Origin of the sequence: Aeromonas sp. Y318-1, from assembly GCF_027706125.1 — a bacterium.
Classification (GTDB): domain Bacteria; phylum Pseudomonadota; class Gammaproteobacteria; order Enterobacterales; family Aeromonadaceae; genus Aeromonas; species Aeromonas hydrophila.
This window is the reverse complement of the sequence record NZ_JAPDCM010000001.1, coordinates 204,539-218,929: the sequence shown is the minus strand read 5'-3', so window position 1 is coordinate 218,929 and position 14,391 is coordinate 204,539. Positions and strand designations below refer to the sequence as shown.

Annotated in this window: 13 protein-coding genes; 5 read left to right on the top strand and 8 right to left on the bottom strand. The window is 62.8% G+C overall.

What is annotated here, in order from left to right:
- Positions 1-64 precede the first annotated feature (64 nt).
- The 3 genes from OKB87_RS00945 to OKB87_RS00935 all read right to left on the bottom strand — a co-directional run bounded on the left by OKB87_RS00945 (position 65) and on the right by OKB87_RS00935 (position 3,897).
- Positions 65-2,617: an MlaD family protein gene (locus OKB87_RS00945; protein WP_270826152.1), complete on the bottom strand. Its 2,553-nt coding sequence runs from the start codon at positions 2,615-2,617 to the stop codon at positions 65-67.
- Between the two features lie 61 nt (positions 2,618-2,678).
- Positions 2,679-3,287 (bottom strand): paraquat-inducible protein A, encoded by a 609-nt coding sequence (locus OKB87_RS00940; RefSeq protein ID WP_016350707.1) that lies wholly within the window; start codon positions 3,285-3,287, stop codon positions 2,679-2,681.
- Entirely contained in the window at positions 3,265-3,897 is a 633-nt protein-coding gene (locus OKB87_RS00935) for a paraquat-inducible protein A (RefSeq protein ID WP_016350706.1), read from the bottom strand. Before OKB87_RS00935 ends, OKB87_RS00940 begins: the two co-directional genes overlap by 23 nt.
- A gap of 148 nt (positions 3,898-4,045) precedes the next feature.
- On the opposite strand from OKB87_RS00935, the gene prpB reads away from it, so the two are divergent.
- The 3 genes from prpB to OKB87_RS00920 all read left to right on the top strand — a co-directional run bounded on the left by prpB (position 4,046) and on the right by OKB87_RS00920 (position 7,644).
- A complete protein-coding gene (prpB, locus tag OKB87_RS00930; RefSeq protein WP_270826151.1) occupies positions 4,046-4,933 on the top strand; it encodes a methylisocitrate lyase in 888 nt (295 codons plus the stop codon).
- Positions 4,934-4,941: 8 nt separating this feature from the next.
- On the top strand, positions 4,942-6,069 hold the full coding sequence (prpC, locus tag OKB87_RS00925; RefSeq protein WP_270826150.1) for a bifunctional 2-methylcitrate synthase/citrate synthase: 1,128 nt from the start codon (positions 4,942-4,944) through the stop codon (positions 6,067-6,069).
- 129 nt (positions 6,070-6,198) lie between these two features.
- On the top strand, positions 6,199-7,644 hold the full coding sequence (locus OKB87_RS00920; RefSeq protein ID WP_270826149.1) for a bifunctional 2-methylcitrate dehydratase/aconitate hydratase: 1,446 nt from the start codon (positions 6,199-6,201) through the stop codon (positions 7,642-7,644).
- 84 nt (positions 7,645-7,728) lie between these two features.
- Here OKB87_RS00920 and OKB87_RS00915 read toward each other — a convergent pair whose 3' ends face one another.
- The gene (locus OKB87_RS00915) at positions 7,729-8,472 is read right to left on the bottom strand and encodes an FFLEELY motif protein (protein ID WP_270826148.1); all 744 of its coding nucleotides are present in this window, start codon (positions 8,470-8,472) and stop codon (positions 7,729-7,731) included.
- Positions 8,473-8,671: 199 nt separating this feature from the next.
- On the opposite strand from OKB87_RS00915, the gene OKB87_RS00910 reads away from it, so the two are divergent.
- On the top strand, positions 8,672-9,049 hold the full coding sequence (locus OKB87_RS00910) for a polyhydroxyalkanoic acid system family protein (protein ID WP_024945216.1): 378 nt from the start codon (positions 8,672-8,674) through the stop codon (positions 9,047-9,049).
- A gap of 281 nt (positions 9,050-9,330) precedes the next feature.
- Entirely contained in the window at positions 9,331-10,755 is a 1,425-nt protein-coding gene (locus tag OKB87_RS00905; protein WP_025201737.1) for a wax ester/triacylglycerol synthase family O-acyltransferase, read from the top strand.
- A gap of 100 nt (positions 10,756-10,855) precedes the next feature.
- Here the strand turns inward: OKB87_RS00905 and OKB87_RS00900 are convergent, their stop codons facing one another.
- The 4 genes from OKB87_RS00900 to OKB87_RS00885 form a co-directional block, all read right to left on the bottom strand.
- Complete coding sequence (locus tag OKB87_RS00900) at positions 10,856-11,656, bottom strand: hypothetical protein (protein WP_270826147.1); 801 nt, start codon at positions 11,654-11,656, stop codon at positions 10,856-10,858.
- Positions 11,657-11,698: 42 nt separating this feature from the next.
- The gene (locus tag OKB87_RS00895; protein ID WP_270826146.1) at positions 11,699-12,349 is read right to left on the bottom strand and encodes a TetR/AcrR family transcriptional regulator; all 651 of its coding nucleotides are present in this window, start codon (positions 12,347-12,349) and stop codon (positions 11,699-11,701) included.
- Between the two features lies 1 nt (position 12,350).
- Positions 12,351-13,535, bottom strand: a complete 1,185-nt coding sequence (locus OKB87_RS00890) for a patatin-like phospholipase family protein (protein ID WP_201353891.1) — start codon at positions 13,533-13,535, stop codon at positions 12,351-12,353.
- An 88-nt stretch (positions 13,536-13,623) separates the two neighbouring features.
- Positions 13,624-14,205 (bottom strand): phasin family protein, encoded by a 582-nt coding sequence (locus tag OKB87_RS00885; protein WP_270826145.1) that lies wholly within the window; start codon positions 14,203-14,205, stop codon positions 13,624-13,626.
- Positions 14,206-14,391: the final 186 nt, after the last annotated feature.

The window sequence follows — 14,391 nt, the reverse complement described above, 5'->3', positions numbered from 1 at the left end:
CGCGGCGGGTAAAAACAAGCCCGGCACAGTGCCGGGCTTGAGTGAGCTTGGGTGAGAGGAGAGATCAGGGTTGGATGCGGGGGCTCCACTCCTGCCACTCTTTCTCCGCCTTGGCATGCAGCGGGTAGCTGTGGCCGGCCTTGACGGTCGGCCCCATCTCTTTTTCCGGAGTGTTGAAGGCGATGCCGCCGGCGAGCAGGCTCTGCACCGTCTCCACCTCGATGGTGCCACCGGTCAGGCCGATATCTGCCTTGACCCCGGAGACATTCCAGAAGCGGGAGTTGGCCCGCACCAGATGGGCGTACTCCTGCTCCACGTTGACGTCGATCAGCACTTCGCTGCCATCGCGGGCCAGCGCCACCTTGGTCACGCTGCCCACCACCATCTTGCGAAACAGCAATGGGCTGCCGACGCTCAAGCCGTTGACCGACGCGCTCTTGAGGGTGAGCGCCAGGCCGGCCGGGCCGCTTTGGCTGAGGGGGAAGCGCTCCTTACCTGCACCCTGACCGGGCTGCGCCTCCACAAAGGCGCCCTTGATCAGGGTATCGAGGTGGGCCACGCCGCCCAGCCCCAGCTTGGCCTGGACCAGGGTAAAGCGGGCGCCAGACTGCAGGAAGCGCGCGGCATACTGACCATCCAGCTCGGCCTTGAAGATCACCTGGCCCAGGGTCGGCTCCAGCTCAATCTGTTCAATCTTGCCGATATCGACCCCGCGGTAGCGGATCGGGCTACCGACCCCGAGTCCCGGGTTGCTATCGGCCACCAAGGAGAGGGTCCGTACCTTGGCCTTCGCCTGCTCCTTGCTGTCAAACAGCTGGTGACTGCTGCGGCCCGTGCCGAGCCGATCGAATTCGATGGCGCCGCGCAGCAGGGTGGCGAGGTTCCCCACCTTGACCTGCACGCCATCCACCCGTACCCGGGTATCCAGCGCCGGCTTTTTCCAGAATTGCGGCTGCTGCTCCAGCAAGGGGGCATAGACACCGGCGATCTCGAGTTCGATCTCCACCCCCTCCTTGGCGGCGCGCAGCGCGTTGACCTTGCCGGCCTCGAGCCCCAGATAGAGCACGGGGGAGCCGATGCCGATGCCGTCAGCCTGCTCCGCCTTCAACATCCAGCGCCGGGGCTTGGCATCCCGGGTACCGAGCAGGGCCAGCTCCTGGCTGGGATAGAGCCGGTTGACCCGCTCGCCAGCGGGCGCCTGCACCAGCTTGATGCCACCGCCGATCCAAGCGCTGGCCGGGCTGGTTTCCACCTTGATGCCGCTCAGGTCGGCATCGATCTGCAGCGGCGTCGCCCGATAGAAACGGGCCCGGTTGAGCAGATGCTGATACTGGCTCTGCACGACCAGGGCCACGCTGGCGTTGCCGCCGCCATCCAGAGTGAGCTGGCTTATCTGACCCACCTGCAAGCCCTTGTACCAGAGCGGTGCCCCTTCGTTGAGGCCGGCCAGATCGTCGGCCTGCAGCACCAGCTTGATGCCACCCGGTTGTTCTTTGCTGCTCAGCGTCATGGCCTTGACCCGCTCGCCCGCCACATAGTCGAGGCGAATGGCCGGTCCCGCCAGCAGGCGATCCGCATGCTTGATGCCGCCAGCGCCGAGGGAGACGCTCTCCCACACCAGACGGCTGTTGCCGGTGATCCGAAACGCCTGCTCCGGGTTGATCAGCGCGGTCACCACCCGGCCCTTGTCGGTCAGGCGAATGGGGTCGATGCGGCCGATCTCGATGCCCTCGAACAGGATGGGCATCCCCTCCTTGATGGGCAGATCTCCCGCCTGGATGTCAATTCGCTCGCCGCGGGCCGCCTCGGCCAACCCTTTGTAGAGGGTAAAGACCTGGCCTTTCTCCGGCTCCGGAGAGTCCTTGGGAGAGTCAAAGGCGATGCCGCCGCTCAGGATGGAGGTGAGGCTGCCGGCCTCCACATTGACCCCTGCCAGGCTGAAGGAGCCCTTGATGCCGCTGATGTTCCAGAAGCGGGTGTCGGTCTTGATGAGGTGTTCAAAACGCGGCTCGATCACCAGATCCAGGATCACGTTCTGGTTCTCTTCGCCAAGGCGGGTATTGATGACGCTGCCCACCTCGATGCCGCGAAAATAGAGTTTGGCGCCGATGCCGACCGAGCCGAGCGAATCGGCGGTCAGGTGCAGCATCCGTCCCTGGGCCTGATAACCGGGGGGAGGGCCGTCCAGCGCGTCGAACTCCTCCTGCAGCGGGTTGTTGTCCCGCCCGGGCTGCAGGTTGATGTAGTTGCCGGAGACCAGGGTATCGAGGCCGGAGATCTCGGTGAGCGACGCCTTGGGGCTCACCAGCCAGAAATCCGAGCCTTTGCGGATGAGCGGGCGGGCCCGGCTGTCAATCTTGGCCAGCACGGCTATCTTGCGGCCATCCTCGGCCAGCTCCAGCTCCTGCACCACCCCGATGGCGACCCCCTGATAGCGCACCTGGGTCTTGCCCGGCAGGATACCGTTGCCCTGGGCGAAGTTGATGCGGATCAGCTGGCCACTGCTGGCAAACTGCTGGTAGATGAAGCCTCCCGCCAGCAACAGGGCGATAAAGGGCAGCAACCAGACGGGTGACAACCAGCGACGCTTCTCAATGACGGGTTCAGCCCCGATCATACCGACTCCTTAATTGGCTCAGATAAAGACAAACAGTTTCAGGCATATGTGATGGCAGACCCTAGCGGGCCGCCTTGTCCCACAGCAGGCGCGTATCCAGCATGCGGGCCGACATCATGGTCAGCACCACCACGCCGGCAAAGGCGGTGGCGCCGGGGCCGGCCCGCACGTTGAGCAGCACCCCGCGATCCACCAGGGCCACCATCAGCGAGATGACGAACAAGTCCAGCATGGACCAGCGACCGATGAAATCGATGATGCGATACATGATGAGCTGGCGTTTGCGCCGCACCGGCTTGGTTCGTTGCAGCTGCCAGCAGATCCAACCCAGCCCCAGGATCTTGCCCACCGGCACTATGATGCTGGCGGTGAGGACGATGGTGGCGATACCCGACATCTTGCTGCGATAGAGCATCATGATACCGCTGAAGATGGTGTCGGACTGCAACAATCCCTTGTTGTAGAAATGGGTGATGGGCAGCAGGTTGGCGGGCAACAGCATGAAGCTGGCCAGCGCCAGCAACCCCCAGGACCAGGCCAGGGAGTGGGGGATGCGCACCTGCAGCCGGCTGTGACAGCGAGGGCAGACGCTGCCCGCCTGATAGCGCACCAGCAGGCCGCAGGTGTGGCAGCGGCAGAGCCCCAGTTCACGGGCGCTGGTCTGGGACATGGTCCGGCTCCTCCAGCGGTACTCGCTCCCAGTAGGGGGCCGGGTCAAACAGGATCAGCAGGGTCAGGTTGAGCAACATCAGGATCCCTAGGCTCAACAGACCGCCGCCGAGGCGTACATCGGCGATGTCGATCAGCTTGAACAGGGCAACCAGCAGGCTAACGATGTAGACCTCCAGCATGGCCCAGTGACGAAACACCTCCACCGCCTTCAGGGTCGGCGCCAGTATGTGCCAGCGTTTGGCGAGGCCCGAGGCCAGCGCGAAGATCCCGAGCAGCAAGCCCACCGGCGCCAGTACGGCGCACCAGAACACCAGCCCCGCCACCCAGATCTCGTGCTCGAGCAGCAGCACCATGATGCCCTTGAGCAGGTTGGCGTCCGAGTTGACGCCGGCCAGGCGCAGGTAGATCAGCGGTTCGAAGAAGGCGGACGGGAGCAACAGGAAGCCGGTGATGGTCAGCGCCATCAATTGGGAGGGGCGAAATGCATAGCGCCCGTACAGGTGCTGGTGACAGCGGGGGCAGTGGGCGTGGCGCCTCAGCGGCAATAACTTGCGTTCGATCAGCAAGTCGCAAGCCGGGCAGACGATCACGGGATTGAGATCCGACATTACGATTCAACCTGTTGAAGGAATTGGTGAAATTTACCCTAAAACCCGCGTCCTGTCTTGCCTGGCGGGGGTATGCCACGAAAGTATGATTGACGTTAACGTAAACGTGATATTAGATAGTCTCACCAGACAAGTGAAAGGAGTCATGATGTCCAGCCTTACCCCCTCGGCAGGCCTGCGTTTTCGCACCGCCCTCGCCAACGAACGCCCCCTGCAGATCGTCGGCACCATCAATGCCTACATGGCACTGATGGCAGAGCGCAGCGGCTTTCAGGCCATTTATCTGTCAGGCGCCGGCGTTGCCAACGCCTCCTATGGCCTGCCGGATCTCGGCATGACCTCCCTCAATGACGTGCTGATCGATGCAGAGCGGATCACGGCGGCGACCCGAGTACCACTGCTGGTCGACATCGACACCGGCTGGGGCGGGGCATTCAACATCGCCCGCACCGTGCGGGCCTTCGAGCGGGCCGGAGTGGCCGCCGTGCACATGGAAGATCAGGGGGCCCAGAAGCGCTGTGGCCACCGGCCCAACAAGGCGGTGGTCTCGCAGGAGGAGATGTGCGATCGCATCAAGGCGGCGGTGGATGCCCGCGAGAATGGCGAGTTCGTCATCATGGCCCGCACCGACGCGCTGGCAGTGGAGGGGATTGGCCCGGCGCTGGAGCGCGCCGCCGCCTACGTGGCCGCCGGGGCCGACATGATCTTCGCCGAGGCGGTGACCGAGCTCGGTCAGTATGACCTGTTCAAGCAGGCGGCCGGGGTGCCCATTCTCGCCAACATGACCGAATTCGGCAAAACCGAGCTGTTCGACAAGGAGGCGCTCGCCGCCCACGGCGTCGACATGGTGCTCTATCCCTTGAGTGCCAGCCGGGCGGCCAATCAGGCGGCTCTCAACGTCTATCAGCACCTTCGCCAGGATGGCCATCAGCGGGCTGTCGTCGACACCATGCAGACCCGGGAGTCGCTCTACGACTTCCTCGGTTATCACCACTACGAGCAGACGCTGGACCGTCTGTTTACATCCAGGGACTAGGAGGAAAAATGGGACAGCAAAAACCGTTGGGTGGCGCCGGCCTGCGTGGCCAGAGCGCAGGGGAGACCAGCATCTGCACCGTGGGCAAGAGCGGCACCGGGCTCACCTATCGCGGCTATGACATCCAGGAGCTGGCCGACGGCGCCCAGTTCGAAGAGGTCGCCTACCTGCTGCTCAAGGGCGAGCTGCCGGACGAGCAGCAACTCGAAGATTACAAGCGGACGCTGCGCAGTCTGCGCAGTCTGCCTGCCGCCCTGCTGGAGGTGCTCGAGCGCATTCCCGCCGACGCCCATCCCATGGATGTGCTGCGCACCGGCTGCTCCATGCTCGGCGATCTGGAGCCGGAAGATGGCTTCGAACACGAGCACGAGGTGGCGGATCGGCTGCTGGCCGCCTTCCCGGGCATTCTCCTCTACTGGTACAAGTTCAGCCACGACGGAGTACGCATCCCCCTCGACACCGACGAAGAGTGCATCGGCGGCCACTTCCTGGCACTGCTGCACCAGAAGGCGCCGAGCGAGCTGGAGCGTCGGGTAATGCACGTCTCCCTCATTCTCTACGCCGAGCATGAGTTCAACGCCTCCACCTTCGCGGCGCGGGTCTGCGCCTCGACGCTATCTGACATGTTCTCCTGTGTCACCGCGGCCATCGGCACCCTGCGCGGCCCGCTCCATGGCGGGGCCAACGAGGCCGCCATGGCGATGATCGAACCCTGGCTGGATGAGGCCCAGGCGCGGCGCGAGCTGCTGGCCAAGCTCGCGGCCAAAGAGAAGATCATGGGCTTTGGCCACGCCGTCTATCGCACCTCGGATCCGCGCAACGTCATCATCAAGGGGTGGTCGGCCAAGCTGGCCGAGGCGGTGGGCGATGACCGGCTATACCGCGTCTCCTGCGAGGCGGAGAAGGTGATGTGGGAAGAAAAAGAGCTCTTCCCCAACGCCGACTTCTTCCACGCCAGCGCCTATCACTACATGGGGATCCCGACCAAGCTGTTCACTCCCATCTTCGTCTGCTCGCGGGTCACCGGCTGGTGCGCCCACGTGATGGAGCAGCGCGAACACAACCGGATCATCCGCCCGAGCGCCGATTATGTCGGCCCGGCGCCCCGTCATTTCGTCTCGCTGCAGCAGCGATAAACATGGGCAGCCCTGTCACTCCCTTGCCTCACCCGACCCCGGCAGCACCGGGGTCGATGCGCGCCAGCGGGCGGGCAGGGCGCCGTTTCATCACCCTGTTTCATTCACAACAACGATAAGGAAGTCACGATGTCCGCCAACGTCGACGTCAACCACAGACCAGACCCCGATCAGGTGCTGGTCGATATTGCCGATTACGTCTGCAATCACCCCATTACCAGCCAGGCCGCCCTCGACACCGCCCGTTACTGCCTGATGGATACCCTGGGCTGTGGCCTCTTGGCCCTGCGTTTTCCAGAGTGCACCAAGCACCTTGGTCCCATCGTACCGGGCACCGTTGTGCCCTTCGGGGCCCGGGTACCCGGCACCCAGCTCTGCCTCGACCCGGTCAAGGCGGCCTGGGATATCGGTGCCATCATCCGCTGGCTCGATTACAACGACACCTGGCTGGCCGCCGAGTGGGGTCACCCCTCCGACAACCTGGGGGGCATCCTCGCCACCGCCGACTGGCTCTCCCGTACCCGGGTGGCCGAAGGCAAGGCGCCGCTCACCATGCGCGATGTGCTGACAGCCATGGTGAAGGCCCATGAGATCCAGGGGGTGCTGGCGCTCGAAAACTCCTTCAACCGGGTCGGTCTCGATCACGTGGTGCTGGTGAAGGTTGCCAGTACCGCCGTGGTGACTCACATGCTGAGCGGCAGCCGCGATCAGGTGATCGATGCGGTCTCCCAGGCCTGGGTCGATGGCCAGAGCCTGCGTACCTACCGTCATGCGCCCAATGCGGGGTCGCGCAAGAGCTGGGCGGCGGGGGATGCCACCTCCCGGGCGGTGCGCCTCGCCCTTATCACCATGAGCGGCGAGATGGGTTATCCCGGCGTGCTGAGCGCCCCCAAGTGGGGCTTCTACGACGTGCTGTTCAAGGGTAACCAGTTCGCCCTGCATCAGGGGTACGGCAGCTATGTGATGGAGAACGTGCTGTTCAAGATCTCCTATCCCGCCGAGTTCCACGCCCAGACGGCGGTGGAGTGTGCCATGAAGCTGCATGAGCAGGTGAAGGGACGGCTCGACGAGATTGACCGCATCGAGCTCACAACCCATGAGTCGGCCATTCGCATCATCAGCAAGGTCGGCGCCCTCAACAACCCGGCCGATAGGGATCACTGTCTGCAGTACATGGTGGCGGTGCCGCTCATCTTCGGGCACCTCATCGCCGAGGATTACGAGGACGCAGTGGCTGCCGATCCTCGCATCGATGGGCTGCGAGCCAAGATGGTGGTGCAGGAGGACAAGCGCTACAGCCGCGAATATCTGGAGGCGGACAAGCGATCCATTGCCAACGCCATCCAGGTCTTCTTCAAGGACGGCACCCACACCGCCAAGGTGGAGGTAGAGTACCCGGTCGGTCATCGTCGCCGCCGTGAAGAGGGGATCCCGCTGCTGGTAGAGAAGTTCCGCCACAACCTGGCCACCCGCTTCCCGGCCAAACGGGCCGAGGCGATCCTGGCCCTCTGCCAGGATGGCAAGCAACTGGCCGCCACCCCGGTGCACGCCTTCATGGACCTGCTGGTGATCTGACCGCTCGCCTATCGGCGCACTTTGATAAACGAAAAGCGGGCCACTCGGCCCGCTTTGTCATGTCTGCCTGCTTGGCTCCCAGGATCAATCCAACACTGTGTCGTCGCCCGCCAGCAGTGCCTGCATGATGGCCGTCTCGCGACTGGCGATGGTCTCGAGAAACTCGTTGGCCCGCCCCATGTGGTGACACACCCGGTAACCCCGTTCGACAAAGGTAAACAGCTCGCCCAGTCCCGCCAGATGGGCCGGCCCCGAAATCAGCTTCAAGGTTGCCCCGAGCAGCGGCTTTCGCGCCAGCCGATCCAGGGTCATCCCCAGTTCGTTGACCAGCTGCAACTGATGACGGCGGCGCGCTTCTTCGCCGACCTCCTGATAGGCGAGGGCATAGGCCTGGGCATTCAGCCGCGCCATGCTGCCACTGCGACGCAGCGCCACCACCATCAGGTAGTCAAGCTCCTCGGAGAGGGCATCGAGTTCAATGGCCTGCGCCAGCACCTTGAGACCGGATTCCGGCAACAGTCGCTCGGCGGTTGGCATCACCCGCATCACGTCCGCATCCCGGCGAGCACAGTCCCCCGGCCCGTAGAGGTCGGTCAGGAAGAACTGCGCGGCCGGCCCGTAGCGTTTGCTCTCCAGCAGATCGCGGTGGGTACGCCCCAGCCGATCGGCCTGCCATTGGCGCAATGCGTCCCTGTCTTGCTGATCCTGCGGATGGGTGCGCATCTGCTCGCGCAGCGCGGCCACCCGGTTGAGCTGGCGATAGAGTCGCGTCAGGGTACTCTCTTCATCCGGTTGCGGGTCATCGAATGGTTGTTGCTGTTGGGTCATCTGCTGCTCTCTTGACCTGTTTCCAATGGCCTGTCACGGATAGACATGACGACAGGCGGCGCCTTGCCGAGGCTCGTCACGTGTTGCCGGCCCAGTGTAACGCGGCGGCAGCCCAGGCGGAATCGATGGAGCTTTTACTCAACAGGCTTTGTTAAGTGAGTCCCAAAAATGTTGCAAATGGCTTTCACTTGTTTGATTCATGTGTTTAATATCAATAAATGTTGTCATCGCTCAGAGAGTTAGCATGTTTCTATACGATCCCCTTGCCGGCAGCAGCCTGTCGACCATCCAGGTCAGCCGCCAACACCCGCTCGGCCTCGCCGGCGCCAGACTGGCCGCCGAAGCCATCGCCCAGGACATGAGCGAAGAGTACGAACTCGACTGCGAGTGGGAAGACGAGGAAGAGACCCGCTTGCTGTTTCGTGGCGCCGGGGTCAACGGCTCTCTATGCCTCACCGACGACACCCTGTCGCTGGAGGTGCGCCTCGGCCTGATGCTGTTGCCGGTGCGCAGCGTGCTGGAGCAGGAGATCCTCGAATACGTCGATCAGCGCCTGCCTTGCCCAACCCGGCGCTGATGAGGCCAATAAATACTGATCCAGCGCAAGAAACAATCATGAAATAACCGATTCCACTATCGTTATCCGGCCTGATATTTATTATTAAAAGGGCCGTTCACTCTTTGTTTGATTTATTTTAAGAGGCATGAAATTGCCTCCATTTTTGTCATGAAACATCATCTTGAATTAATCGCCATACAGTTTCACCAACATATAAGTGCTATTTGTTCATTCACTCCTGCTCAAGCTAATTCATGAAACGGCAGGAGACAAATAACGCGAAACGATAGGGATAATACATGTCTGTGTGTGAACTCATCTCCTGTGTCGATACCGCCTGGCTGCGGATGGACCGGCCCAACAACTTGATGCAGATCGTCGGCGTGCTGATGTTCGATGGTCAGCTGGATGAAGCCATCTTGCGGGAGAGCCTGCTGCACACAGTTCGGGTACAGCCGCGCTTCGGACAGAAGGCCTGTCTGGAAGGGGGCGAATACTACTGGCGCACCGATCCCGACTTCGACCTCGACCTGCACCTCAAGCGGGTGATCCTGCCAGGCAAGGCCGGCAAGGCCGAGCTGGAGCGGCTGGTGGCCGACTTTGCCTCCACCCCGCTCAACCACCAGCGCCCGCTGTGGGAGATGCATCTGGTGGATACTTCTCTGGGCGGCCAGGCGCTGGTGGTGCGTTTTCACCACGCCATGGGGGACGGCTTCTCCCTGGTGCGGGCCATGCTAACCATGATGGACGAGAGCCCGGTTGCCCCCCCCAGACCGCAACCCGAGCCGGTGGCCAACGACGACGGTGACGAGGAGCACGATCAGCAGGGCAGTCGCCTGTTGCGGGCCGGCCTCAAGCTGACCGGCACCCTCTGGTCCAAGTACGTCGAGGTGCTGACCCATCCCACCAAGGCGATGGACTACCTCAAGACCAGCCGGGACGTGACCGCCGAGCTTTACACCATCGCCACCCTCTCCGACGATGCCAATACCCGGCTCAAGGGGGAGACCGGCAGCACCAAGCGGGTAGCCTGGTCAGAACAGATCCCGCTGCCGGACGTGAAGGCGGTAGGGCGGGTGCTCGGCTGTTCGGTCAACGATCTGCTGATCGCCGCCACCGCCGGCGCCTTTCGCCACTACCTGCTGGAGCAGGGTGACCAGACCGACATCGACATCCGGGCGCTGGTGCCGGTCAATATGCGTGCCCCGGACGACAAGGGGGCACTTGGCAATCGCTTCGGGCTGGTGGCGCTGGATCTGCCCCTCAACATCGAGCACCCGCTGCAGCGGCTCTATGCGGTGCGGGATCGGATGCAGGCGCTCAAGTCCTCCCTGCAGCCGGCGGTGGTGCTCAACTTGCTGGAAGTGATGGGCATGGCGCCCAAGGCGGTGCAGCAGCAGGCCATCGACATCCTCTCGGCCAAGGCCAGCGCGGTCATCACCAACGTGCCGGGCCCGCAGCAGACCCTCTATCTGGCCGGCGCCCGCCTGCGTCAGCCGCTGTTCTGGGTGCCCCAGGCCGGCGACATCGCGGTCGGCGTCTCCATTCTCTCCTATGACAACAAGGTGCAGCTCGGCCTCATCACCGACAAGAAGCGGGTGCCGGACCCGGATCTCATCGTCGAGCGCTTCGCCGTGGAGTTTGAGCAGTTGCTGCTGCTGGTGTTGATGGAGCCGGACCTGATCTACGATCCCGACATGCTGGATCAGCTGCTGCACGGCTGACCGCGCCACTCCTGCAAGACGAGGAGCCGGCAAGAAAAGGAGTCTAAAAGAGAAGAGGCCAACCCAGGGGGTTGGCCTCTTTCATTGCGGCAATGGCACCTTACTCGTCCGCCAGCTCCTCACGGGCGGCTTCCACGTCGAGCCGCTCCATGGCATCCAGCGGCTCGCACGCGGCGGCCTCGCCATAGAGCGCCTCGGCGGCCGCCATCTTGCTCTTGCCATGCATCATCACCATGGCGTTGGCGTACTCCATGCGGGCGATGGCGGAGTGGGGGATGATGGCCAGCGCCGCCTTGAAGTGACGTTCGGACTCATCCTTCTTGGCGCCGTAGGTGATCCCGCCGATCATAGCCCCCAGCTTGTCGATGATCTCCGCATGCCAGGCACCGAAGGCGATATGGGCTTCCGCGTGGTCAGGCTCAAGATTCAGCGCCTGCTCCAGGCTGCTCTTGATCTTGTCACCGATGCCGATGGAGAGCGCCTTGGAGACCGAGATCACCTGGCTGTAGCGACCCAGCGCCAAGGCGTGGAAGTACCAGGCGTTGACGTTATCTGGCTGGCGTTTTTGCAGCTTCTCGGCGTTGCTGGCGGCCAGCTCGAACGCTTCGCGCTTGGCATACTTGTCATCCAGCAGGTAGCTGGCGTGGATCACCAGCGCCTTGTTCGCCACGTTGAGGCCCTCCTCGCCGGCGCCCAGCCCCAGGTTGACGGCGCGGGCGAAATCACCGGCGTGATAGGCGCGCCAAGCTTCCTGTACTTGCTCATCTTCGGGCCAGGGCTCGGCATCCCCCTGGTGCAGCCGCTCCCAATGCTGCTCAAGGCGCTCCCCGGCATAGTCATAGGCCGCATCCGGCCAGGGGAAGGGGGTGAAATCGGACAATTTGGGCTGTGAAGTGGTCATATGATTCTCCCTGTTAAAAACACAATCAAATACACGATGCTGTCAGCTCGCCGTGGCGGCGGACTGATAATGGGTGGCGATGGCATCCAGATCGGCGCGGGCATCGGCGCGCAGCCGGGGGGCCACCAGCTGCATCACCTGAAACACCCCAAGCGCGATGTCGGCATCGGCCCGCGGATGCAGCGCCCGCTGGTAGGAGATCCAGAAGGTCCCGACCAGCGCGATGTTGGCGGCCAGCGCCGTCACCTGCGTCTCATCGCCTTGTAGCAGGCCGCTGCGCCGGAGGCTGTGACAGATGGCAGCGGCGGTTTGCTCCTTGCGCCGCAGCAGGGCCGAGAAGCGCAGCTCCACCTTGTGGTTGCCGCTCATCAGGGTGCTGATGTCGTAGTAGAAAAAACGGTACTTCCAGATGAGTTCGAACATCAGGTGCAAGAAGAACCAGATGTCCTCCGCCTCGTTCAGCGGCGGGGTAATGGTATCGAGCAGGTGGGCCATCTCCTGTTCGAACTCGCCGAACAGGGCGTTGACGATCTCCTCCTTGTTGTGAAAGTGGTAATAGAGGTTGCCCTGACTCATCTCCAGCTCGGCCGCGATGGCGGAGGTGGTGACGGTCGGCTCGCCCAGCAGGTTGAACTGGGCGAGGGCGGTGGCCAGGATGCGATCCCGCGTGCGCCGCTTGGGTTTGCAGTCCATGCTACTCCTTCGATTGCCGGCGACCCTTGCCGCCATAGCGGCGGGTCAGCCAGTGCTGCAGCTGGGTCAAAGAGGCATCCAGCGCCGCCACCGAGCCGGTGCCCGGGGTCAGCAGGGAACGCTGTTCATCGGCCAGCGCGCTCAGATCCAGTTCCAGCCCATGTCTGGCGAGGATGGGGCCAAGCTCGGCCCGTCGCTGCCAGAGATCCTGGCGGGTATGCTGGAAGGCGTGCTCGCACAGATGGCGCCGATCCCGGTAACTGAACACATTGGTAAAGAACATCTCGCCGTCGGCCGAGGAGGGTTCGAACAGCAGGGCATCCGCGTCCGGATACTGGTGCTTGTAGCGATCCATCCCCACGTGCATGCGTGAGTGGATGATGGCGCGAAACGTCTGGGCCAGCACCACCGGCAGACCGCGGTCCACCAGCTTGGCGGGATGTTCGCTGGCCAGCCCCGCATCAAAGGGCACCAGCGGGTTGATGCAAAACACCAGGTCGGCCCCCTCCTGCAGCGCCACCGAGGCGTGCAGCGTCTTGATCAGCGCCCCGTCCACGTAGTAGCGGCCATCGATGAGCGAGGGCGGGAACAAGCCGGGCAGGGCGGCCGAGGCCTGTACCGCGGCGGAGATGGGCACCTGGTCCAGCCCCGGGCTGCCGAAGGCCACCGCGCGGCCGGTATCGAGCTCGGTAGCAATGACGAACAGCCGGCTGGCAAGCTCACGAAAATCGTTGCTTCGACCGGGGCGGGAGAAAAACTGGGTGAGGATCCGATCCACCCCGCGGCTGTCGAACATGCCGGTCGGGATCGCTCGGGACAACCCCTGCAACGAGCCGAGCAGGCTCTTGTTCCAGGGCGAGGAGAGGTAATCGGCCAGACACGTCAGCACCAGCGGTGGCAGCGAGGTGAGCCGGTCAAAATATTCCCCGAAGGCAGGACGCAGCAGGGTGGAGGGGTCGAAGAACTCGCCGGTGTCGTCGCTTAACAGGATCCGCACCAGCTTGTCCGGCGAGATGCCGTTGGCCAGCGCCGAGGCGATCACCGCTCCCGAGCTCACCCCCACATAGATATCGGCCTGCTCGAAACGCAGCCCCTTGATGCTGTCGGCCAGGGCGGCGCAGGCTCCGATCTCGTAGATCCCCCCCAGAGGTCCCCCGCCGGCGAGGGCAACCGCAATCGTGCTCATGATTTGCCTCCCTTCTCATGCAAAACCGGCCCAGCAGAGGGCATGGGCCGGTGGATCATTACGCAATCAGAACAAGCCGGTCAGTGGATCAGAAGAGCGTGGTTTCACTCTTCTCCTTGACCTCTTTGGCCACGCTCTCCACTTCCATTGCCAGTGCTTTCACCTCTTCCTTCACCTTGGCGATGGGAGCGGCGGCTTTCTTGACCGGCGGCTTTTTGGCTGCAACCGGCTTTTTGGCTGCGGCGGCGGCAGGTTTGGCCTCGTCAGCCGGAGCAACCTCATCCAGATCCTGGGCATCGATCAGCTGTTGTACCACCTCGGTCAGCTCGGCCATGCGTTTGGAGAGCTTGTCGATGTCCTTGCGGGTCGGGATACCGAGGCTGGCGACGGCGCGGGCCACGCGATCCTCGAACACCTGCTCCAGACGTCCCCAGGTACCGGCAGTCTTGTCGGTCATGGCAGCAATCTTCTCGTCTGCGCTCTGGCGGGTACGGGTTTGCAGGGCTTCCCCTTCCTGCACCAGGGCTTCGAAGATTTTACCGCCTTCTTCCTGGGCTTTGGCATAGGCACCCAGACCCGCCAACCAGATCTGCTGGGTGGACTCCTTGATGGTGGAGGTGAGTTGGTTGTCGGTCACCGAACTTGCCAGTGCTTTCAATTTTTTGGCCATGACAATCTCCTTGCTCGTGATATAGATGATGGTAATGACAACAACCTTGATATATTCGTTGTGGCATTACTTGGCTTTCATCCTCAGTCTATGGAGAAAAAATAGAGGGTTCTACCTAATAACGGAACAAGCAACCCTGGTAATTTTGGTCTGGGTCACGAAGAATGATATTCGAATGAATATTTT

Coding starts and splice junctions, on each gene's coding strand:
- OKB87_RS00915 (WP_270826148.1), bottom strand. CDS start 8,472: ATGACCCAACAGCAACAACCATTCGATGACCCGCAACCGGATGAAGAG.
- OKB87_RS00910 (WP_024945216.1), top strand. CDS start 8,672: ATGTGTTTAATATCAATAAATGTTGTCATCGCTCAGAGAGTTAGCATG.
- prpC (WP_270826150.1), top strand. CDS start 4,942: ATGGGACAGCAAAAACCGTTGGGTGGCGCCGGCCTGCGTGGCCAGAGC.
- OKB87_RS00905 (WP_025201737.1), top strand. CDS start 9,331: ATGTCTGTGTGTGAACTCATCTCCTGTGTCGATACCGCCTGGCTGCGG.
- OKB87_RS00885 (WP_270826145.1), bottom strand. CDS start 14,205: ATGGCCAAAAAATTGAAAGCACTGGCAAGTTCGGTGACCGACAACCAA.
- OKB87_RS00890 (WP_201353891.1), bottom strand. CDS start 13,535: ATGAGCACGATTGCGGTTGCCCTCGCCGGCGGGGGACCTCTGGGGGGG.
- OKB87_RS00940 (WP_016350707.1), bottom strand. CDS start 3,287: ATGTCCCAGACCAGCGCCCGTGAACTGGGGCTCTGCCGCTGCCACACC.
- OKB87_RS00920 (WP_270826149.1), top strand. CDS start 6,199: ATGTCCGCCAACGTCGACGTCAACCACAGACCAGACCCCGATCAGGTG.
- prpB (WP_270826151.1), top strand. CDS start 4,046: ATGTCCAGCCTTACCCCCTCGGCAGGCCTGCGTTTTCGCACCGCCCTC.
- OKB87_RS00935 (WP_016350706.1), bottom strand. CDS start 3,897: ATGTCGGATCTCAATCCCGTGATCGTCTGCCCGGCTTGCGACTTGCTG.
- OKB87_RS00900 (WP_270826147.1), bottom strand. CDS start 11,656: ATGACCACTTCACAGCCCAAATTGTCCGATTTCACCCCCTTCCCCTGG.
- OKB87_RS00945 (WP_270826152.1), bottom strand. CDS start 2,617: ATGATCGGGGCTGAACCCGTCATTGAGAAGCGTCGCTGGTTGTCACCC.
- OKB87_RS00895 (WP_270826146.1), bottom strand. CDS start 12,349: ATGGACTGCAAACCCAAGCGGCGCACGCGGGATCGCATCCTGGCCACC.